Raw genomic sequence first — 19,537 nt, 5'->3', positions numbered from 1 at the left:
CAACGGCGATACGAAATCTTGTTGTGCCTGGAAGGAAGGCGGCCATCAGGCCGCCTTCTGGAGTGCCGGGGATCAGTTGCGGCCTTCGATCTCGAAGATCGTATCGAGCAGCTGACGCTTGCCTTCGTCCTTGCGAGCTTCCTCATACATCGGCTCGACGGCTTCCATCAGCGGTGCCGTGTCGATGTCGACGATGGTGACGCCATATTCCTTGGCAGCCATCTCCGCAGCTTCGTTCTGGTGCTTGTCGGCAACCGCCAGCGTGTCGGCACTGACGCGCGCAAACTCTTCCTCGACGATCGTCAGGTCTTCGGGCTCGAGCTTTTCGCGGAACTGCAGGCTGGTGACGGTGAAGTCGGTGAGACGGGTCTGATCGGTCTTCAGTGCCCACTTGGCGACTTCGCCGAGCTTGCCATCGTAAAGACCTGCGAGGCCACCCTCGGCGCCGTCAACCACGCCCTGCTGCATGCCGGCGAAGAGTTCGGAGCGGGCAAGTGGCGTCGGCACGGCACCGAAACGGCGCAGCATCTCGATATAGGTCGCGCTCGACATGGTGCGGATCTTGAGACCAGCCAGGCCCGAGATGTCTTCGACCGGCTTGGTGACGTAGAGCGAACGGAAGCCCGAGCTCAGATAGCCAAGCGGTGCGAAGCGATGTTCGGCAGCAGAGGTGAACAGCACCTCCTTGACCGCAGGATCGTCCATGACCTTGCCGTATTCGTCAGCCGTGCGGAAGACATAAGGCAGGTTGATAGCGCCGAAGGTGGGGATCAGGTTCTCGAGCGTCGCGCTGTTGACGAGGCCGAGATCGACGACGCCCTTCTGGATCTGCTGCAGATAGCTGTCCTGGCTGCCGAGCACGCCGTTCCAGAAGAACTTGATCTTGACGCGGCCATCGGTGCGCTCTTCCACGCCATCGGCGAAATCGTGGAGGGCTTCCGCAGTCGAGCCGTTGTCGGCGATGTTGACGGCGAATTTGTAGGTTGCTGCCTGTGCATTCGCGCTGAGCGCGACAACAGCGCCTGCGATCAGCAGAGCTTTCTTGAAAAGGTTCATGGAATTCCTCCTGAGGTGTCAATCGTTCAAACGGATGGCCCGCCGCCACTGATCGGTTCGGCGCTATCTCGAACATTGCCCTCGTTGTTTGAGGCCGTCCGGCACACATTGCAACGCAACGTGCTTCGGTGCGGCCCTCCCAGCAAACAAGCACCGAGGCCGATCAATGTCCAAAGCGGATAGCATGATCATTTCAGCGGCGCCACAGAAACTTTCTAAATAAACGAAATTTTTCTCATTGAAGAAATTTGCGCCCGTGATAGAAAAGCGTCACATTCAACTGACCGTGAACGGACATTCGCCATGAACGCTCCCGCCAATCCCTATTTCGCCAGCCGTGCCGTTCCACGCGCCAGGATCGAACATCAAAAAGCGCTTGAGCGCGTCGTTGCCAGGCTCGCTGACACGATGCCGACGATCGGGCTGCGCAACCCGAAGATCGGCGGAGAAGGCGATCGCTGGCATTTCTGCAATCCCGGCGACTGGGTGATCAGCTTTCACTCCGGGCAGCTATGGCTGGCCTACCAGCTCACCGGCGATGTGGCCTTCCGCAATGCGGCCCAGGCGCGGCGGCCGGATTTCCGCTACATCCTCGAGCACCGCAAGGTCCGCGACCACGACCTCGGCTTCCAGTTCTCGCTGCATTCGGTGGCCGACTGGCAGATGACCGGCGATCGCGAAGCCCGCGCCATGGCCCTGGAAGCCGCCGGCCTGCTGCTCGCCCGTTTTCGCGAGGAAGGCGGCTATATCCAGGCGTGGAACCCGACCGGCACGGTCGACCGCGACCGTGCCGCCTATGTGAACGGCCGCATGATCGCCGACTGCATCCAGAACCTGGCGCTGCTCTACTGGGCCCATCGCGAAACGGCGATCGAGGACTTTCGCATCGTCGCCGACGCACATGCCGAGACCAGCCGGCGGTATCTTGTCCGTGAAGACGGCACCAGCTTCCACACCTACCTCTTCGATCCGGCCTCTGGTGCACCGCTGAAAGGCCAGACCCATCAGGGCTACCGCGATGGCTCCTGCTGGTCGCGCGGCCAGGCCTGGCTGCTGCACGGCTTTGCCCAGTGTCATGCGGCGACCGGCAACGCGGCCTATCTCGAAACCGCCCGTGCGCTGGCGGCAGCCACGGAGCGGCTGATGGGCGATGCCACCGTGCCGGTCTGGGATTTCAGCGTCCCGGACAATGAGCCGCGTCCGCTCGACAGCTCTGCCGGCGCCATCATGTCGGCCGGCCTCTACATCCTTGCCGCAGCCCTGGAGGGCGCGGAAGCCCAACGCTGGCGCAGGCTCGCCGATCGCCTCCTCGACGGATTGCTGGATCAATGCGACCTGACCACGGTCCCGGACGCGCAGGGACTTCTCGCCCATGGCGCGGCCCATGTCCGCGCCGGCCAGACCGATGCCATGCTGCCCTATGGCGACTACTATTTCATGGAAGCGCTGATGCGCTCGCTCGGCCACACGCGCTTCTTCTGGTAGTTTTGCACCGGAAGCTCGCGTAACAAAGCTGGCAAAGACGTAGCCATCTGCGATAGTTTCCTGTCAAAGGAAACTTGCTGCTCTGCGTTGCGAGGAATAGATCATGGATATCAAACAGGGTCCGACGCTGAAGGACCTTGCAGAAGCCTCCGGGCTCTCGGTCGCGACGGTCTCGAAAGTGCTCAACAATCGCGACGGCGCCAGTGCGGCCAACCGGGAACGGGTACTGAAGCTTGCTGCGGAGATGGGTTACCAGGGCCGCGGCGCCAAGGCCGCAACGCCCGACCGGTTGACGATCGTGATGCTTGATCGGTTCGTTACCAACAACACATTCTACAACGAGATTGTCGATGGCGTGCTGCAGGAGGCGGCGAACGAACTGGTGGCGACCGATGTCAGGGTCATCGCCTCTGCCACCCTTTCCGTTGCCGACATCGACCAGCTTCTTGGCGAAGAGCCGAGCGCGCTGGTGCTGATCGGCATCGACCGCCGCGACATCACCGAAGCCGTACATCGCTCCGAAACGCCTGCCGTGATCATCAACGGCATGGATCGCAACATGCATATCTCCAGCGTTTCACCCGATTATCACTTCGGTGGCTGGGCGGCGACCAGCATGCTCATCGACCTCGGACACCGCGACATCGTCCACGTCACGCATCCGCATCGCGAATCGATCAAGCGCCGGCTCGACGGCTTCCGCGATGCGCTGGAGGAGGCCGGGATCGAGTTCGATCCGGAGCGCCATGTCCTCGACCTCGGCGACCCGAACCTTGTCAGCATCGAGGCGCGCGCGAGCGTCGAGCGCTTTCTGAAGGCGCGCGACAGCGTGCCCACCGCCTTCTTCTGCGTCGCCGACATCGTCGCGCTCGCCACGGTCCAGGCGCTGAAAGCCAGCGGTCTCTCGGTTCCGGGGGATGTTTCGGTCGTCGGCTTCGACGATCTTTCCATCGGCGCGCACTCCACCCCGCCGCTGACCACCGTCCATATCGACCGCCAACAGCTTGGCCGCAAGGCGGTGCGCATGCTGATGGAACGCTGGGCGCAGCCCAATGCCGCTGTCGAGCGCATCAATATGGGTGTCCGCCTCATTTCCCGGCAATCCACCGGCGCAGCGCAGGAAGGCTGAAGCCCGATCACGCCGGCCTTCGGCATCCCGTCGAACATGCCCTATTCCTTCGTCGCCAGTTGCACCATGTCGGCAGTGCCGATGTTTCTGTTGATGGGTTTCGTCGCCTTTCATTCAGGCCTCACCGGCAGGCTTATTTGCCGCCACCAAGCTGGTGCGGCGCCGCCTGTCCCGATCTTCTCCTGTTCCGGCTTTACCGCCGTTTCCGGCTCATCGCTCGCCTACGCTGCGGCCATGGCAGGCCGGGAAAGCTGCAACATTCTGCAACATGTTTGCAATTGCCGGGCAAAACGGCTGGCCTTCAATGACCGCTCCACGCGTCGATCGACGCTGCCCGGATGCCACAGCAACAGCAGGAACGGAAAAGCATGATACGTGCCCAGGAGAGGCGTTTCAGACGATCAAGGGCCAACACCCAGGCTGCCCCCGGCCTTGCCCCGGCAGTGTCGCGCCGCAAAGGCCGGGGCCTGACGAAGACGTCACGCGCAATGCTGATGCTGGGTTCGCTTGCGCTGCTTGCAGGCTGCGCGACGGAGCCGACTCAGTATGGCGACCTCGCCTCGTCGGCACGCCTTCAGCCCAATACCACCGATGCCGACGGGCACGTCCCCTACCGCACCGAAATCACGGCCGAGACCTTTGCGCCCTATTCGAAGATCATGCTCGAGCCGGCGCAGGTCTATCGCGGCGCCGACAATCAGTTCGGCAACATTTCCGAAGAAGACAGGACCGCGCTTGCGAATTACGCACGCAAGCGCTTCACCGAAGAACTCGGCGAACAGGGCATCCTCGCCCCTGCCACCGGCCCGGGCGTGCTGAAGATGCGCCTGACGATCACAGGCGTGGAACAGAGTGTGCCGGTCGTCAACACCGTGACCAAGGTCCTGCCGGTCGGCCTGGTGCTTTCCGGCGTCCAGGCCGGGCTCGACAGGGAGAGCAATTTCTCCGGCTCGGTCATCTATGCGGTCGAATTCTTCGATTCCAGGACGGACAAGCTCGTTTACGCATTCGTCACGCGACAATATCCGAGCGCGCTGAACATCCCGGCCAGTATCCGGCCTCTGGATGCGGCCAAGGCCGGCATCGACCGCGGGGCATCGAAAGCCGCCGAAAGCCTCAAGGCGCTGCTGGGATAGAGTGGAAGCACTGGCCTTTCCGCCGCTCTTGCCACTATGGTGACCTCGGCGGCGCTTCAGCCGCTGAAGGCAGCGCCGCCGAGGTCACCATAGTGGCAAGAGGCCGCTGGAAGGAAAACGCAGCAATGGAACAGGCGGTCAAGGTCCTGGTTATCGAGGACGATCCGGAAATCCGGGACCTGCTGGACGAATTTCTGGACGGCGAGGGTTTCGACGTTCGCGTGGCCGACGGCGCCACCGCCGCCGATCGGTTCGTCGCGCGCAAATGGCCGGACATCATCATTCTCGACATCATGATGCCGCATGAGGACGGGCTTTCCTTCTGTCGCCGCGTGCGCGCGCAATCCTCGGTGCCGATCATCATGCTCACTGCCCGCACCAGCGATATCGACCGGATCATCGGCCTCGAAATCGGCGCCGACGATTACCTGGGCAAGCCCTTCAATCCCCGCGAATTGCTGGCCCGTATCCGCGCCATCCTGCGGCGGACGGGGACGGAGCCTGCAAACCGGCCGTCTTCCAGCAAGCGTTTCGCCGGCCTTGTCGTCGATATCGACGCCCGCACGATTGCGACGGAGGACGGAGACATCGTGCCGTTGACGACTGCCGAATTCGATCTACTGGCCTGCTTCCTCGAGCGCCCGAAACGCGTTCTGAGCCGCGACCAGCTTCTCGACTTCACCCGCGGCACGATATCGGGCAGCTATGACCGGGCCATCGACGTCACCGTGTCGCGCCTGCGCAACAAGCTCGCTGCCTGCCTGCCGGACGATGTGCAGCTGATCACGACGGTCCGCAATGCCGGCTATTTGTTCAACGCGACCGTCCGGGACGGATAGATGCGGCATTTCGGCATTGTCACCCGGATTGCTCTGATCGTCACCGCTGCGATGTTCCTGATGCAGCTCGCCTTCTTCGTCGCCTATCTTGGCCAGAGCCGCTCGCTCGCGCCTCCGGGATTGCTGATCGCCGAGCACGTCGTCGCCGTCGTCCGCCTGCTTGACGGCACGCCGCCGGAGCGCCGGGACAGCGCACTTGCCGTGGCGAATGTCAGCGGCTTTGCAGTCGATGTGGCCGCCGTGAGGCCGAGGCCCTCCGAAGGCAATCATCGTCTCGATGGCATGTACACTCTCATCCAGAAGGCGCTCGACGGCTACGCGCCGGACCGCCAGATCATCGCCATCGTGCCGGGCGGCCGCGAGAGCAAGGCCTATGTGGTCGATCTGGCGATACCGCTTACGAGCGGCGACTACGCGGTGTTCCATATCGCCGACGATGCCACGCTCCGGGTCTGGAACAAGCCGATCGGCTTCATGGCCGCCATCTTCGCGCTTGCCATCTCGCTTGGCGCCGTCATCGCCGTATCGTTGGTGGCGCGGCCGATCACCCGGCTTGCGCGAAGCGTCGACAGGCTCGGCAATCGCGTCGAGCCGATCCGGCTGGAGGAGCGGGGTGCGCGGGAACTGCGCATGCTGATCAAGGCGATCAACAACATGCAGGATCGCATCCTCCGGCTGATTTCGAGCCGGACGCTGTTCATCGGCGCGATTTCGCACGATCTGAAGACCTACCTCACCCGCTTCCGCCTCCGCCTGGAGATGATGCCGGCAAGCCCGCATCGCGAACGTGCAATCGTCGACGTCGAGCAGATGGAGCAACTCCTGAACGACTCGCTTCTGTTTGCCGGCGACGCCTCGCCGGTTCAGACAAACCAGTCCGTCGATCTCAACGCCCTCGTTTCGGGCTGTGTCGAGGAGCTGCATCTGGAGAAGACCAGGATCGAGGTGATGACGTCTCCGGGCCGCCTCGATGTCAGCCTGCCGCAACAGCCGCTGCGTCGCGTGATCGACAATCTCCTCTCGAACGCGCTTCGCTATGCCTCTCATGCCAGGCTCTCGACGGGAAGCGCTGGACGGTTTGCGCGTCTGACGATCGAGGACGATGGCCCCGGCATTCCGGAAGAGGAACTGACACAGGTCTTCGAGCCGTTCTTTCGCGGCGAACCGTCACGCAACCGCGGCCTCGGGGGAACGGGTCTCGGGCTCTCCATCGTCCGGCAGATCCTCGAGACATATGGCGGCAGCATAACGCTGGAAAACAGGCGGGACCGGCGCGGGGTAAGGGTCATCGTGCTGCTGCCCTTCGCGCCGATGCGGCAAACCGGTCCCGCCGAATAGCCACCTGCAATCCTCGCCTTCCCGATAGAGGCGTCAGCTCGCGTCCCTTTCGGGGCGGATGCCGAACCAGGTCACGTAGAGCGCGGGAAGGAACAGCAGGGTGAGCAGCGTTCCGACGATGATGCCACCCATCATCGCCACGGCCATCGGCCCCCAGAAGATCTCCCGGGCGATCGGGATCAGCGCCAGTGTCGCCGCCGCGGCGGTGAGCATGATCGGTCGCATCCTGTTTTCGGTGGCCTCGACGACCGCTTCCCAGGCTTTCATGCCTTCCTTGCGATGATCCTCGATCTGCACGATCAGAATGACCGAGTTGCGGATCAGGATGCCGATCAGCGCCAGCACGCCGAGAATGGCGACGAAGCCCATCGGCGCGCCGGTGATGAACAGCGCCATGACCACGCCGATCAGCGCCAGCGGCGCCACCGAGAAGACCAGCAGCATCCGTGAGACGCTCTGCAACTGGATCATCAGCACCGTCGCCATCACGAACAGCATCAGCGGTACCACCGCGATGATCGGCGCATTGGCCTCGGCGCTCTTCTCCTCGGTCCCGCCCAGTTCGATCCTGTAGCCCGGCGGCAGCTCGCTTTTGAGCTCTTCGATGGTCGGATCCAGCTGCTCGACGACGGTGGCGGCCTGCAGCGAGGAGACGATCGCCGCCTCGACGGAGATCGTCGGGATACGGTCGCGCCGCCAGATCACCGGCTGTTCGAGCTCGTAGCGGAATTTCGCGACGGCGCCGAGCGGCACGGATTCGCCGTTCGCCGATGTCAGTTCGAGGTTTTCCAGCGTATCGATCGAACCGCGTTCGCGATCGTTGGCACGGGCGACGACGTCGACGAGATAGATGTCGTCGCGCACCTGAGTGGCGGTGGTGCCGTCGGTCATGCCGTTCAGTGCCGTGGCGATATCCTCGGAACTGATGCCGAGCTTGCGGGCCTGGTCCTGCAGCACATCGACCTTGATCATCCGGGAGGGCTCGTACCAGTCCATGGTCAGCCGACCCAGATTGGGATTCTTGCCGATCGCCACGGCGATTTCCTGCGCATATTCGCGCGTCTTCTGGATATCCGGACCGCTGATGCGGTAGGCGACGGGCTTGCCGACGGGTGGGCCGATGGCCAGAAGTTTCACGAATGCGTCCGTGCCGGGGAAGGTCCTGTCGAGATAGGTCTGCAATTCGCCCTGGAGTTCGTCCCGGTCATCGAGATTGCGGGTCACGATCACCGTCTGGCCGAAATAGCGCCCCGGCGGCTGGACATCGAAGGACAGGATGAAACGCGGCGCGCCTTCGCCGATATAGCTGCTCCAGTGGTCGACAAGGGCATTGCCCTTCAGGGCTTCCTCCTCGAACTGTGCTATCTGGCGGTTGGTCTCCTCGATCGAGGAATTCTGCGGCAGGTTCCAGTCGACGATCAGCTCGACGCGGTCGGAATCCGGGAAGAACTGGTGCTGGACAAAGCCATAGCCATAGACCGAGGCCGCAAACGCCAGAAGGGTCACCACAATGGTCACCCAGCGGAATCGCAGGCAGAGCAGAAGCAGCCGCCGGAAGGTCCGCATCACGAAACCGCGATGCTCGCCCGTCTGTTTCATCGTCTTCGGCATCACCGTCACGCCGATCAGCGGGGTAAAGAACACCGCGACGATCCACGAGACGATCAGCGAAACCGCGATCACGACGAACAGGGTAAAGATGAACTCGCCGGCATTGGAGCTGTTGAGACCGACCGGCATGAAGCCGGCAACGGTCACCAGCGTGCCGGTCAGCATCGGAAAGGCCGTCGAGGTGTAGACATGGGTCGCGGCCTTGTCGAGGCTGTCGCCCTTCTCAAGCCGATGGACCATCATCTCCACCGCGATCATGGCATCGTCCACCAGAAGACCGAGCGCAATGATCAGCCCGCCGAGCGAAATGCGCTGCAGCGAGATGCCGCTGTAATACATGACGGCGAAGGTGATCGCGAGCACCAGCGGAATGGCAATCGCCACCACCAGCCCGGCACGGACGCCGAGGCTGATGAAGCTGATGACCAGCACGATGGCAACCGCCTCGAACAGCGCCCGGGTGAAGCCTGAAACCGCCTCGTCGACAACCTCCGGCTGGTCGGCGACATGGAAGACGTTGACGCCGGCCGGCAGCTGGGCGACGACGGCGTCGATCTCCTGATCCAACGCCGCGCCGAACTTCAGGAGATTGGCGCCGGCGCGCATGCCGATTGCAAGCCCGATCGCCGGCTCGCCATTGACCCGGAACAGCGCCTGCGGCGGGTCGACATAGCCGCGCTTGATCTCGGCCACGTCGCCGAGCGGAAAGAACCGATCATTGACGCGCAGGTTGACGGCCCGGAGGCTTTCCTCGGACGAGAAGGCGCCGCCGACGCGAAGTGCAATCCGCTCCTCGCCGGTTTCGATGACGCCGGAGGCGGTGACCGCGTTCTGCTCCTTCAGCGCATTCAGCACCGACTGGGTGTCGAGGCCGAGCGCCGCCAGCTTGCGCGGCGAGAACTCGATGTAGATGACCTCATCCTGCTCGCCAATGACGTCGACATCACCGACATTGTCCAGTGTCAGGATGGCGTTGCGGGCTTCGTCGACATAGTCGCGCAACTGTCGCTCGGTCAGCCCATCGGCGGTGAAGGCGTAGATATTGCCGTAGACGTCGCCGAAGCGGTCATTGAAGAACGGGCCGTTTACCCCTTGCGGGAAGTCCTGCTTGATGTCGCCGATCATGTTGCGAACCTGTTGCCAGATCGCCTGCACATCGGCGCCATCGACATTGTCCTGAAGGTCGACATAGACAATCGCCTGACCGGCGGTGGTCATGCTGCGGGTCCGGTCCAGTTCATCGAGTTCTTCAAGCTTCTTCTCGATCCGGTCGGTTACCTGCCGGGTCATCTCCTCGGCGGATGCACCTGGCCACCCGACCTGAACGGTCATCGTGCGGATGGTGAAGGAGGGATCCTCCTCACGTCCGAGATTAATGTAGGAGAGCAGCCCCGCGGCCATGAAGACGGCCATCAGATACCAGACGAGCGAACGGTGTTCGAGCGCCCAGGTGGAGAGGTTGAACTTGTTATCCATGATCTGCGCCCTCGGCGATTTTCACGTGCTGGCCTTCGTCGAGGCTGTGGATGCCGGCGGTGACGATCCGCGTGCCGGGCGCGATGCCGGACAGGATGGCGACGCTGTCGCTTCCGGGGATCGGTGCGGTCTGCACCGCCTTGCTGCGGACGGTCGAGGATTGCGGATCGACCACCCAGACGCGCTGTCCGTCCTTTTCCGAAAGCACTGCCTTCGCCGGGATCGCCAGCCGCTGATCCGGCAAAGGCATCGCAGTTGCCGCAACCGTCGAGCCGAGGCGGTAGGCGGCGGGCGGATCCTCCAGCGTCAGCTTCACCCGCCACGTCCGGGTGATCGGGTCAGCAGCCGGCGCGATTTCACGAACCCGTCCAAGGGCCGTGAAGTCCGGCCCCAGCAGCAGCGCCGTCTCGAACCGCTGCCCCGGTGCAACCGTCGCCAGATCCGCCTCGGGCACATCGAGGATCACGTCCTGTTCCCCGAGCTTGGCGAGGGTCACGACCGGCTCGCCGGCAGAAACCGTCTGCCCGACCTCGGCCGAGACATCGGTGACCACACCGTCGAAGGCGGCCACCAGCCGGGTATAGGACAATTGCTCTTCGGCCTTGGCGAGATTGGCCTGCGCCTGCTTGAGCGATGCCGTGGCACCCTCGTGTGCCTGGCTGGCTTCCTCCAGGCTCGCCTTGCTGGCCGCATTGGCGGAATAGAGTTTCTTCTGGCGGACGAGATTGCTCGAGGCCGTTTCGCGCGCCGCCTCGGCACTGGCGACGCCGGCCCTGGCGCTTTCCACCGACAGCGCGAAGGATGTCGGATCGAGGCTTGCAAGCAGGTCGCCCTGCTGCACGCGATCGCCGATATCGACATTTCGCGCGGTCATCTGACCGAGAACGCGAAAGGCGTGATCGGTTTCGGTGCGGGCCGCAACAACACCGGTGAAGGACTGCACCTTGCCATGCGAGGGATCGACGACAAGCGAAAGGACCGGACGGACGGTTTCCGTTTCCGGCTCCTCCTGGCCGCAGGCGGCAAGCGTCAGGGCGATGAGTGAAACGAGCAGGATACGGCTTTTCATCGGGCATCCTCCGCCTCGGCCACCTTCAGGCCCGGCCGCAACAGCTTACCGCCCTTGGTGACGACCGTATCGCCGACCTCAAGGCCGGAAAGCACCTGGAATGTCCTGTCTTCGTAATCGCCGAGCGTCACCGGCCGGGTTGCGACCTCGCACGTGTCCTTGTCGACCACCCAGACGGCCGGACCGTCTGTGGTCTGGGTCAGCGCGGTCCACGGCAGGATGACGCCCACCTGCTGGTGGCGGCCGAAACGGCCGGAAACGGGCGCGCCCAGGGGAAATTCCGCAGCCTCGCCCGGAAGGCTGACCTTGACTGTCACCGTGCCCGTTTCGAGGTCGACGGCCGGCGAGACATCGGTGATCCGGCCCGTGACGGAACGCTCGCCATCCTGCAGAAGCGCGACCTCGACGGCGATCGCCAGCGGGTCCGGCACCATCATGACGACCTCGGGAACCTCGAAGATCGCCTGCTTCTCGTCGCCGCGGGCAAGCGTCAACACGGCCTGGCCGGCGGAAACGACCGCGCCGACATCGCTTTGCCGGTCGAGGACGAGGCCGGCGACGCCGGCAATGATCCGCGTGTCGGCAAGGTCCTTCCTCGCCGAGGCGCGTTCGCTCTTGGCGGTGACGACACTGTTCTGCGCCGAGGTCAGCTGTTGCTCGGCCTGCTCCAGCGAGGACTGGGGCACGGCACCCTTCTCGACAAGACTTCTCTGGCGGGCAGCACTGGCCTCGGCCTGCGCCAGTTCCGCCTCCGCCGAATGCAGGCCCGCTTCGGCGATCTCGAGGTCGGCTGTCTGCTGGCGATCATCGATCTCGGCGAGCACCTGGCCGGGCCTGACCCTGTCACCGACGTCGACACGGATCGCCACAATCTGGCCCGCCACCTTGAAGGAAAGATCCGATTGCTGCACCGGCTCGACTTCGCCGGTAAAGGTCGAGGCAGCCGAAACCGTCTCGCGCTCGACCACCGTATCGGTGACATAAACGGTGGAGGGATCCTTTGCCTCATCGCGGCCGCAACCGCTCAAGAGCAATGAAAAAAGCAGGAATGTCGTGCCGGCCCGCAGTGCCGCCGGCATCGAATATCTCGTCTGGAACATGTCTTAGCGATGGCCTTCGAAAGCGGAGTCCCTGCTCCGCAAGCCGGTCGCTTGCAGGCTGGAGGACAGATCGCTGCCAGACATAGCCAGGGCGTTTTGCCCGATCGTTTCAGTTTTGTTGCAAATCGTAGCCGGAAAACCGTCAGGCGGCTGCCGGACGCAGCCAAACGTGGATGGCAACAGAGATGGTGCCATCCACGGGTCCGCCGGCCTCGCCGGCAGGTTTACCGGCGCAGGCCTCTTGGCCGGCGCATTGGTGCGCTAATGCGGGCGAGGCCCTACCACTTCTTGCTGAGGCTTGCCGTGATGGTGCGGCTCTGGCCGTAGCCGCAGACATTCAGTCCCCGGCAACCGGCGACATAGTCCTTGTCGAACAGGTTGTCGACGTTGAGCGCGGCGGTCCAGTCGTTCTTCTCGTAGGAGATGCTCGCATCGAAGACGGTCGCGGCTGGCACCTTCGCGGTGTTTTCCATATCGGCCCAGCTCTCGCCCTGATAGCGGATGCCGCCACCGAGGCTGAGGCCTTCGAGCACACCCTCGGGCACCGTATAGGTCAGCCAGGCCGCGGCCATGACATCGGGCACCATATAAGGCTCGTTGCCGATCAGCGACGGATCGGCATGTTCCTTGATTTCCTGCTTCTGCCAGGTGAACGAACCGAGAAGCTTCCAGTCCTCGTTGAGGTTGACCTTGCCTTCGAACTCGATGCCGTTGGCATCGACCTGGCCAACCTGGCTGTCGAGGAAGGTCAGCGGATCGGTCACGTTCCAGTTGTTCTTGGTGATGTGGAAGACCGAAGCCGTGAACAGGCCGTCGAAGGCGAAGGGCTGGTACTTAAGTCCGCCTTCGAACTGGTAGCCATCCTCCGGCTCAAGCGGACCATCGGCGCTGTTGCCGATCAGCGGATTGAAGAAGGTCGACGCGCTGACATAGGGCGTGATGCCGTTGTCGAACTCGTAGGCCAGGCCGGCACGGCCGCTGACGGCATTGTCGTCGGAGATGTAGGAAACGCTGCCGAGATGGTCGTCGAGATCGGTGTGCACATAATCGTAGCGGCCGTTGAACGTCGCGATGAAGCCGTCGCCGAAGCGGATCTGGTCCTGGGCATAGAGCCCCAGCTGCTGCTGCGTCAGCGTCTGGTCGAGATAGACGCTGTTGGCGGGCTGCGGCGTTCCGTAGACGGGGTCCGTCACGCTAATCGGCGTTGCCGTCGACGAAGCCTGCACGCTATCCAGCTGGTAGTACTTGTAGTCGAGGCCCACCAGGATCTCGTGATCGAAAATGCCGGTGGTGACATTGCCATCGAGCCGGTTGTCGACGGCGAAGCTGTCGACTGTGGTCTTGTGGTCGAAGCCGAGGCGGGTGAGATAGGCGCCGTCGGCGGCCGGTTCGGTCAGGAAGCCATAGCCGGTTGCCGGATCGTAGTAGCCGTAGGGATAAGGCTGGTTTTCCTTGCGGTCGAGGTGGCCGTAGCGCGCATTCGAGGTGAAGGTCCAGGCACTGTCGAAAGTGTGCTCGAACTCGTAGCCGACGAAGGTCTGCCCGATCTTGCTGTAGTCCGTCGACGGCTCGCCGTAATTGGCGTCGCGCGGAATCCGTCCGAAATATTGCGGCTCGACCGTGCCATAATACGGCAGGAAACCGTTCGAGCCGGTGTTCTGGTCAAGGTAGGAATAATAGGCGTAGAGGTTCAACGAGGTCTCGTCGTCCGGCGTCCAGGCGATCTGCGGCATGACGACGCCGCGGAAATCCTGCGACTGATCGGCATATTCGTCGCCACCGGCGATCTTGCCGGTAAACCGCCAGGAGACGCCCTGATCATCGGTCGTGCCGTTCACGTCGAGATTGAGATAGGCATTGCCGAAATTGTTGATACCGATTTCGCTCGAGCCGAAATTCTCCGGCTGCGGACGTTTCGATACCAGATTGACGATGCCGCCGGGATTGGAGCCGCCATAAAGCACCGAAGCCGGTCCCTGCAGCACTTCCACGCGCTCGAGGAAATCCGAGTCGATCTGGAAGCCGCCGAAACCGTAGGACCAGAGATTGAGGCCGTCGAGATAGACGCCGGTCTGGGTCGCGTCGAAGCCACGGACATAGATCCAGTCCGTATCCTGATCGACGCCGAAGGGCTGGGCAAAGACACCTGCCGTATAGCGCAATGCCTCGTCGACCTTGCCGGAGGCGCCCCGATCCTCAAGCTCGTCACGGCCGATGACCGAGACGAATTGCGGAATTTCGGCGATCGGCGTGTCGGTCTTCACGCCGGTCTGCGTGTCCCTGGCGACATAGCCGTCGACCGGGCCGGTTCCGTTTTCGGAACCGACGGTGACGTTGACCGGATCGAGCTGAGTCGTGGCGTCCTGGGCAAAAACGGGGACGGCCACGCTCAGCAAGGCGAGCGCGGCACTTGCCTTGAGCAGGGAACGGAAGATTGCGGGACGAAGAACTGTGGACATGATCGGAGCCGGTAACTGAGTGAGCGGAATTTAATCTGAGTAATTAACTCAAGTATATGCACGGCGCTTGCACAAATCCGCTCGCAGTTGAATGAATTTGGTCAAAAATGTGGCCGCGTTCAGTCGCTGCCACCGTTGACCGTGCGCCAGCCGGACGGCGTCATGCCGGTGATCCGGCGGAAGCTGCGCGAAAAATGTGCCGTATCGGCAAAGCCCGCCTGCGCGGCAATGGCCGTGATCGGAATCGCCGGATTCTTCAGCTCGTCCTTGATCCGGTCGATCCTGTGGTTCATCTGCCATTGCTGCGGCGAAAGCCCGGTGCTGGCCTTGAATGCATGGCTGAAATAGGAAGCGGAAAGGCCGAGAAGCGCGGCGAGTTCCTCCAGCGGAATGCGTTTCGCCGCATGGTCGGCGATATAGCCGGTGACCTGGCGGACCTGCCAGTCCGCAAGCTTGCTGCGCGGCCGCGCCTCATCGGGACGCAACCCCAGAAGCCCGACCAGCAGCGCATTGACCAGGCCGTCGCCGTAAAGATCGTGAAGCGGATTGTCGGCGGAAAGTTCGGCGGCCAGAAGCGCGGCGATCTGATTGAGCCGGTCATCATTCAGCATGAAGCGGGGCTCGTTCAGCACCGCCGGATCGAAGCGGTTTCCGAGCCTGCGGGCAAGCGTGCCGGCGTCGAAGTGGAGGTCGAGGTGACGCAGCCCCTGCATGGCCGTCAGCCTTGTGCGCATTTCCATGCCGGCGGGTATGAAGTGCATCGCCCGCACGCCGCAGTCCGGCAGCGTTCGTCCGCCGATCTCCGACATGGTGAACACAGCCTCCGGGCGGGCACGCGTCTCGAGCAGAACGAAAAGGCGCGGATCGCGGCTCACATAATAGCCGCCGGCCTCCTCGCTGCAATCGACGTCCCACAGATCGGCGACCAGATCCCCGCCGAAGCGGTGATGCCGGCTGCCGGTCACGCAAAAACCTTCGATCTCGATTTCCATCCGCGGAAAATGCTGCACCGGAGGACCACCCACATTCGGGAACTGCAAAGCCTGAAAAAACTTGAAAGCAATTATCATCTTTAATAAGCAGGCTTCAAGCCGCTTGCCGGGAATTCGGGATCGTCCAATGGGTTTTGCCTCCATATCAGCGCCGCAGACACTGCAGGCGACCGGTTTTACGACACGGGACCTTTGCTTTTCGGTCGAGGCGCGGCCGCTCCTTTCCGGCATTTCGATCGATTTTCCGCAGGGCGTCGTATCTGCGCTCGTCGGCCACAATGGCTCGGGTAAATCGACACTGCTGAAGCTCCTTGCCCGCCAGCAGCAGCCGAGCGGGGGCAGCATCGTCTTCGACGGCGAGCCGCTGCAGGCGATCGGTGCCCGCGACTTCGCCCGCAGGGTTGCCTATCTCGCCCAGGATACCAGCTCCGCCACCGGCATGAGCGTGCGCGAACTGGTCGCCTGCGGCCGCTATCCCTGGCACGGGGCAGTCGGCCGCTTCAGCGACAATGACCGCGAAAAGGTCGAAACCGCGCTGGCGATGGCGGGACTTGAAGCGATGGCGGAGCGCATGGTGGATACGCTGTCGGGAGGCGAGCGCCAGCGCGCCTGGATCGCCATGCTGATCGCGCAGGACAGCCGCTGCCTGCTTCTGGACGAACCGACCTCGGCGCTCGACATCGCCCATCAGATCGAGGTGCTGAGCCTGATCCGCCGACTGTCGCACGACAACGGACTTTCGGTGATCGTCGTGCTGCACGACATCAACATGGCGGCACGGTTCTGCGATCACATTTATGCTTTGAAGGGTGGAAAGCTTGTCGCCGACGGCCGGCCGGACACCTTCCTCAATGCCGAGACGCTGCGCGCGATCTATGGCGTCGAAATGGGCGTCATCCCGCATCCTGACTCGGCCATGCCGCTTGCCTATGTCCGCTGAACCCGAAATAGGCCGACGCCGTTTTCTCGCCGGCTTGGCGACGGCGCCTCTCCTGGGGGCGGTGCCAGCACGGGCCGCGGCGCCGAAAAGGATCGCCTGCCTCGACTATGCCGGCGCATCCACCCTCCTGGCGCTCGGCATCACGCCGATCGCCGTCGCCTCCCTCGACGGCTGGGCCAAGTGGGTCGGAAAGCCGCAAATGCCCGAAGGCGTTGCCGACCTCGGCTCCTCGTGGGAAATCAGCTTCGAGGTTCTGGCAGCACTCCAGCCCGATCTGATCCTGACCTCGCCGTTCCTCGCCCATCTCACTCCCCGCCTCGAACATTATGCGCCCGTCCTCAGCCTCGACGTCTATACCGCCGAAGACGGCCCCGTCCTGACGCGGGCGATCGCCGCAACGCGAAGGCTGGGCCAGGCGATCGGCCGCGAGGAGGCCGCAACCGCATTCCTGCAGCAGGCCGATCGCATGTTCGAAGATTGCGCGGCGACGCTCGGAGGCAGCGAAACGCCGCCGGTCGCGATCATCAGCTTCCTCGACGAACGTCACGTCCGCATCTATTCGGCACCCGGGCTCTACGACAGCGTGCTTGAGCGGCTGGGTGTGGCCAATGCCTGGCCGGGTGCCGCCAATGTCTGGGGCTACGAAACCATCGCCATCGCCGATCTCGCACGCATCGCCGATCCAAAGACCGCGCTTGTCGTCATCGAACCGCTGGCCGCCGATATCCTGCCAAGCCTCGAACGCAGTCCGCTGTGGCGGGCCCTGCCCTTCACCGCAAGAGAGCGTCTCGTGGTGATCCCGCCGGTGCTTCTCTTCGGCATGGTCAACGAGGCGACGCGCTTTGCCAGGCTTTTCACCACGGCGATGGCAGAACGCGCATGAGGATCGCGGCAGAAACGCGCGGGCCGATCGGGCTCGCCCTTGTCCTTGGTGGTCTCGGCAGCCTTGCCGCCGCCTTTGTGATCACGGCATCCGCCACTGGCCATGCCGGAGAAGCCTATGATATCGGCCGCATGCTGCTCTTCTATGCAACCCTGCCCCGCATGGCCACCGCGCTTCTCTGCGGCGCGGCGTTGGCGCTGTCCGGAGCCGTGTTCCAGCAGGTGCTGCGCAATCCGCTGGCCTCGCCGACGACGCTCGGCGTTTCCGCCGGCGGCGGGCTGGCGCTGGCGCTCGCCATGCTGTTTGCGCCGGCGCTGCTCGGTTTCGGCCGCGACCTCGTGACCCTTGCCGGTTCCGCGGCAGCCGCCGGACTGGTGCTCGCCATCGGCGCCCGGCAGAACTTCTCGCCCTTCTCGCTGGTCATTGCTGGCCTGATTGTCGGGCTCTGGTGCGGCGCGCTCTCGGCGGTGCTCGTGCTTCTCAACGATCGCTATCTGGCCGGCCTGTTCATCTGGGGCGCGGGGTCGCTTGCCCAGCAAAGCTGGTCGGTGCCGGCCTGGCTTGCGGCAAAACTCGCTGTCCTTGGCGGCCTGTCAGCTCTGCTGATCCGACCGCTCGCCCTCATCGAACTTGGCGATGAAGGCGCGCGCGCGCTCGGCATCAATATCCACCTGCTGCGCGTGGTCGCCATTGCGGTGGCCGTCGGCCTTGCAGCGATCGTCACAAGTGCTGTCGGGGTGATCGGCTTTGTCGGTCTCGTGGCCCCGACGCTTGCTCGACTGACCGGCGCGCGCAGGCCCTCGCAGATCCTCATCTGGTCGTCGGTGATCGGCGCGGCCCTGCTGTTTCTCACCGACAATGCCGTCATGATGCTGAGCACCGGCGACATCGGGCTGGTGCCGACGGGTGCCGTGACCGCGGTTTTCGGCGCTCCGCTCCTGATCGCGCTGCTGCCCCGGCTGAAGACGCGTCACCGCCGGCCCGAAACCACCATGGCCGGTGCCCCCAATCATGGCCACATCCGCCTGCGGCTGGCCATCGCCGCCGCCCTCGCCCTTGCTGCGGCCTGTCTCGCCATTTTCGTCGGACGCACCGGAACGGGAGACTTCGCCCTGCTTGGCCCCGACCTGCTGGCCTCGGTCGGCGGACTGCGCGCGCCACGGGTGATGGTCGCCTTCCTCGCCGGCGCCATGCTTTCGCTTGCCGGTGTCATCCTGCAGCGGCTGACCGGCAACGAGATGGCGAGCCCTGAAATTCTCGGCATCGGCGCCGGCGCCACGCTTGGGGTGACGGCGGGTGTGCTGATCTTCGCGTCACTATCGCTCGTGGGGCAATTCGCGGTGGCGGCGCTCGGGGCGATGGCGGTGATCGCAGTGATTTTCCTCCTCGCAGTCCGATCGGGCCTGGCGCCGGAGCGGGTTTTGCTCGGCGGCATCGCGCTCACCGCGCTCGCCGATGCGGTGATCGGCTTCCTCGCCGCAAGCGGCGATCCGCGTGCCCTGTTCCTGATGCGTTGGCTGAGCGGTTCGACCTACAATGCCGGCTTTCCGCTCGCCGGCCTTGCAGCGCTCACGCTTGCCGTGCTGCTGCCGGCCGCCCTGATGACACGGCGCTGGCTTGCCGTGCTGCCGCTCGGCGAGGCCGTCGCCTCCGCCCGCGGCGTCCCCGTGGCGCGGGCGCGCAGCCTGTTGCTGCTGCTTGCCGGCATTCTCAGCGCAGCGGCAACGCTTTGCGTCGGGCCCCTGACCTTCGTGGGACTGATGGCACCGCATGCCGCCCGGCTTCTGGGCTTCCGGCGTCCGGCCGAAACCCTCCTCGCCGCGGCCCTTCTCGGCGGCGGTCTGATGACGCTTGCCGACTGGGCTGGCCGCACCGCGATCTTCCCCTATGAAATCCCCGCCGGCCTCGCCGCCTCACTCCTCGGCGCCCCATTCCTCGTACTGCTGATGCGCGGCCGCAAGGCGTAGAGCGTCAAAACCCCTCTCTCCGCATCATCATCCTGACATTGGGCGTCCTTGCGGGGC

General features: G+C 63.8%; 15 protein-coding genes. 9 read left to right on the top strand and 6 right to left on the bottom strand.

What is annotated here, in order from left to right:
• Positions 1-72 precede the first annotated feature (72 nt).
• Positions 73-1,056: a TRAP transporter substrate-binding protein DctP gene (gene dctP / locus TM49_RS07145; protein ID WP_045680206.1), complete on the bottom strand. Its 984-nt coding sequence runs from the start codon at positions 1,054-1,056 to the stop codon at positions 73-75.
• Between the two features lie 303 nt (positions 1,057-1,359).
• Here dctP and TM49_RS07140 point away from each other — a divergent pair, with 303 nt between their 5' ends.
• The 6 genes from TM49_RS07140 to TM49_RS07120 all read left to right on the top strand — a co-directional run bounded on the left by TM49_RS07140 (position 1,360) and on the right by TM49_RS07120 (position 6,983).
• Positions 1,360-2,541 (top strand): glycoside hydrolase family 88 protein, encoded by a 1,182-nt coding sequence (locus tag TM49_RS07140; protein ID WP_052699739.1) that lies wholly within the window; start codon positions 1,360-1,362, stop codon positions 2,539-2,541.
• A 103-nt stretch (positions 2,542-2,644) separates the two neighbouring features.
• Complete coding sequence (locus TM49_RS07135) at positions 2,645-3,670, top strand: LacI family DNA-binding transcriptional regulator (RefSeq protein WP_045680205.1); 1,026 nt, start codon at positions 2,645-2,647, stop codon at positions 3,668-3,670.
• 36 nt (positions 3,671-3,706) lie between these two features.
• Complete coding sequence (locus TM49_RS23360; RefSeq protein WP_144409496.1) at positions 3,707-4,042, top strand: TRAP transporter large permease subunit; 336 nt, start codon at positions 3,707-3,709, stop codon at positions 4,040-4,042.
• Positions 4,039-4,806 carry a DUF3313 domain-containing protein gene (locus TM49_RS07130; protein WP_158498614.1) on the top strand — a complete coding sequence of 256 codons (768 nt, stop codon included), beginning with the start codon at positions 4,039-4,041 and terminating at the stop codon, positions 4,804-4,806. The genes TM49_RS23360 and TM49_RS07130 overlap by 4 nt, the downstream gene beginning before the upstream one ends.
• A 125-nt stretch (positions 4,807-4,931) precedes the next feature.
• Positions 4,932-5,645 (top strand): response regulator, encoded by a 714-nt coding sequence (locus TM49_RS07125; RefSeq protein WP_045684913.1) that lies wholly within the window; start codon positions 4,932-4,934, stop codon positions 5,643-5,645.
• On the top strand, positions 5,646-6,983 hold the full coding sequence (locus TM49_RS07120; protein WP_045680203.1) for an ATP-binding protein: 1,338 nt from the start codon (positions 5,646-5,648) through the stop codon (positions 6,981-6,983).
• A 33-nt stretch (positions 6,984-7,016) separates the two neighbouring features.
• Here the strand turns inward: TM49_RS07120 and TM49_RS07115 are convergent, their stop codons facing one another.
• The 5 genes from TM49_RS07115 to TM49_RS07095 form a co-directional block, all read right to left on the bottom strand.
• Positions 7,017-10,070 carry an efflux RND transporter permease subunit gene (locus TM49_RS07115; RefSeq protein WP_045680201.1) on the bottom strand — a complete coding sequence of 1,018 codons (3,054 nt, stop codon included), beginning with the start codon at positions 10,068-10,070 and terminating at the stop codon, positions 7,017-7,019.
• On the bottom strand, positions 10,063-11,139 hold the full coding sequence (locus TM49_RS07110) for an efflux RND transporter periplasmic adaptor subunit (protein ID WP_045680199.1): 1,077 nt from the start codon (positions 11,137-11,139) through the stop codon (positions 10,063-10,065). The genes TM49_RS07115 and TM49_RS07110 overlap by 8 nt, the downstream gene beginning before the upstream one ends.
• Positions 11,136-12,239, bottom strand: coding sequence for an efflux RND transporter periplasmic adaptor subunit (locus TM49_RS07105; protein ID WP_052699737.1), 1,104 nt, complete (start codon positions 12,237-12,239; stop codon positions 11,136-11,138). The genes TM49_RS07110 and TM49_RS07105 overlap by 4 nt, the downstream gene beginning before the upstream one ends.
• A 278-nt stretch (positions 12,240-12,517) precedes the next feature.
• On the bottom strand, positions 12,518-14,698 hold the full coding sequence (locus TM49_RS07100) for a TonB-dependent siderophore receptor (RefSeq protein ID WP_045680197.1): 2,181 nt from the start codon (positions 14,696-14,698) through the stop codon (positions 12,518-12,520).
• Between the two features lie 119 nt (positions 14,699-14,817).
• Positions 14,818-15,834 carry a helix-turn-helix transcriptional regulator gene (locus TM49_RS07095; protein WP_244464812.1) on the bottom strand — a complete coding sequence of 339 codons (1,017 nt, stop codon included), beginning with the start codon at positions 15,832-15,834 and terminating at the stop codon, positions 14,818-14,820.
• On the opposite strand from TM49_RS07095, the gene TM49_RS07090 reads away from it, so the two are divergent.
• From TM49_RS07090 to fhuB, 3 genes are all read left to right on the top strand, one after another.
• Positions 15,818-16,630 (top strand): ATP-binding cassette domain-containing protein, encoded by an 813-nt coding sequence (locus TM49_RS07090; protein WP_045680193.1) that lies wholly within the window; start codon positions 15,818-15,820, stop codon positions 16,628-16,630. The genes TM49_RS07095 and TM49_RS07090 overlap by 17 nt on opposite strands.
• A gap of 61 nt (positions 16,631-16,691) precedes the next feature.
• Positions 16,692-17,513 (top strand): iron-siderophore ABC transporter substrate-binding protein, encoded by an 822-nt coding sequence (locus tag TM49_RS07085; RefSeq protein WP_244464811.1) that lies wholly within the window; start codon positions 16,692-16,694, stop codon positions 17,511-17,513.
• Positions 17,510-19,480, top strand: coding sequence for a Fe(3+)-hydroxamate ABC transporter permease FhuB (fhuB, locus tag TM49_RS07080; RefSeq protein WP_045680191.1), 1,971 nt, complete (start codon positions 17,510-17,512; stop codon positions 19,478-19,480). Before TM49_RS07085 ends, fhuB begins: the two co-directional genes overlap by 4 nt.
• Positions 19,481-19,537: the final 57 nt, after the last annotated feature.

It is taken from the genome of Martelella endophytica, from assembly GCF_000960975.1.
Lineage (GTDB): Bacteria > Pseudomonadota > Alphaproteobacteria > Rhizobiales > Rhizobiaceae > Martelella > Martelella endophytica.
The sequence above is the reverse complement of the archived record's forward strand: the minus strand, read 5'-3'. Positions and strand labels throughout refer to the sequence as shown.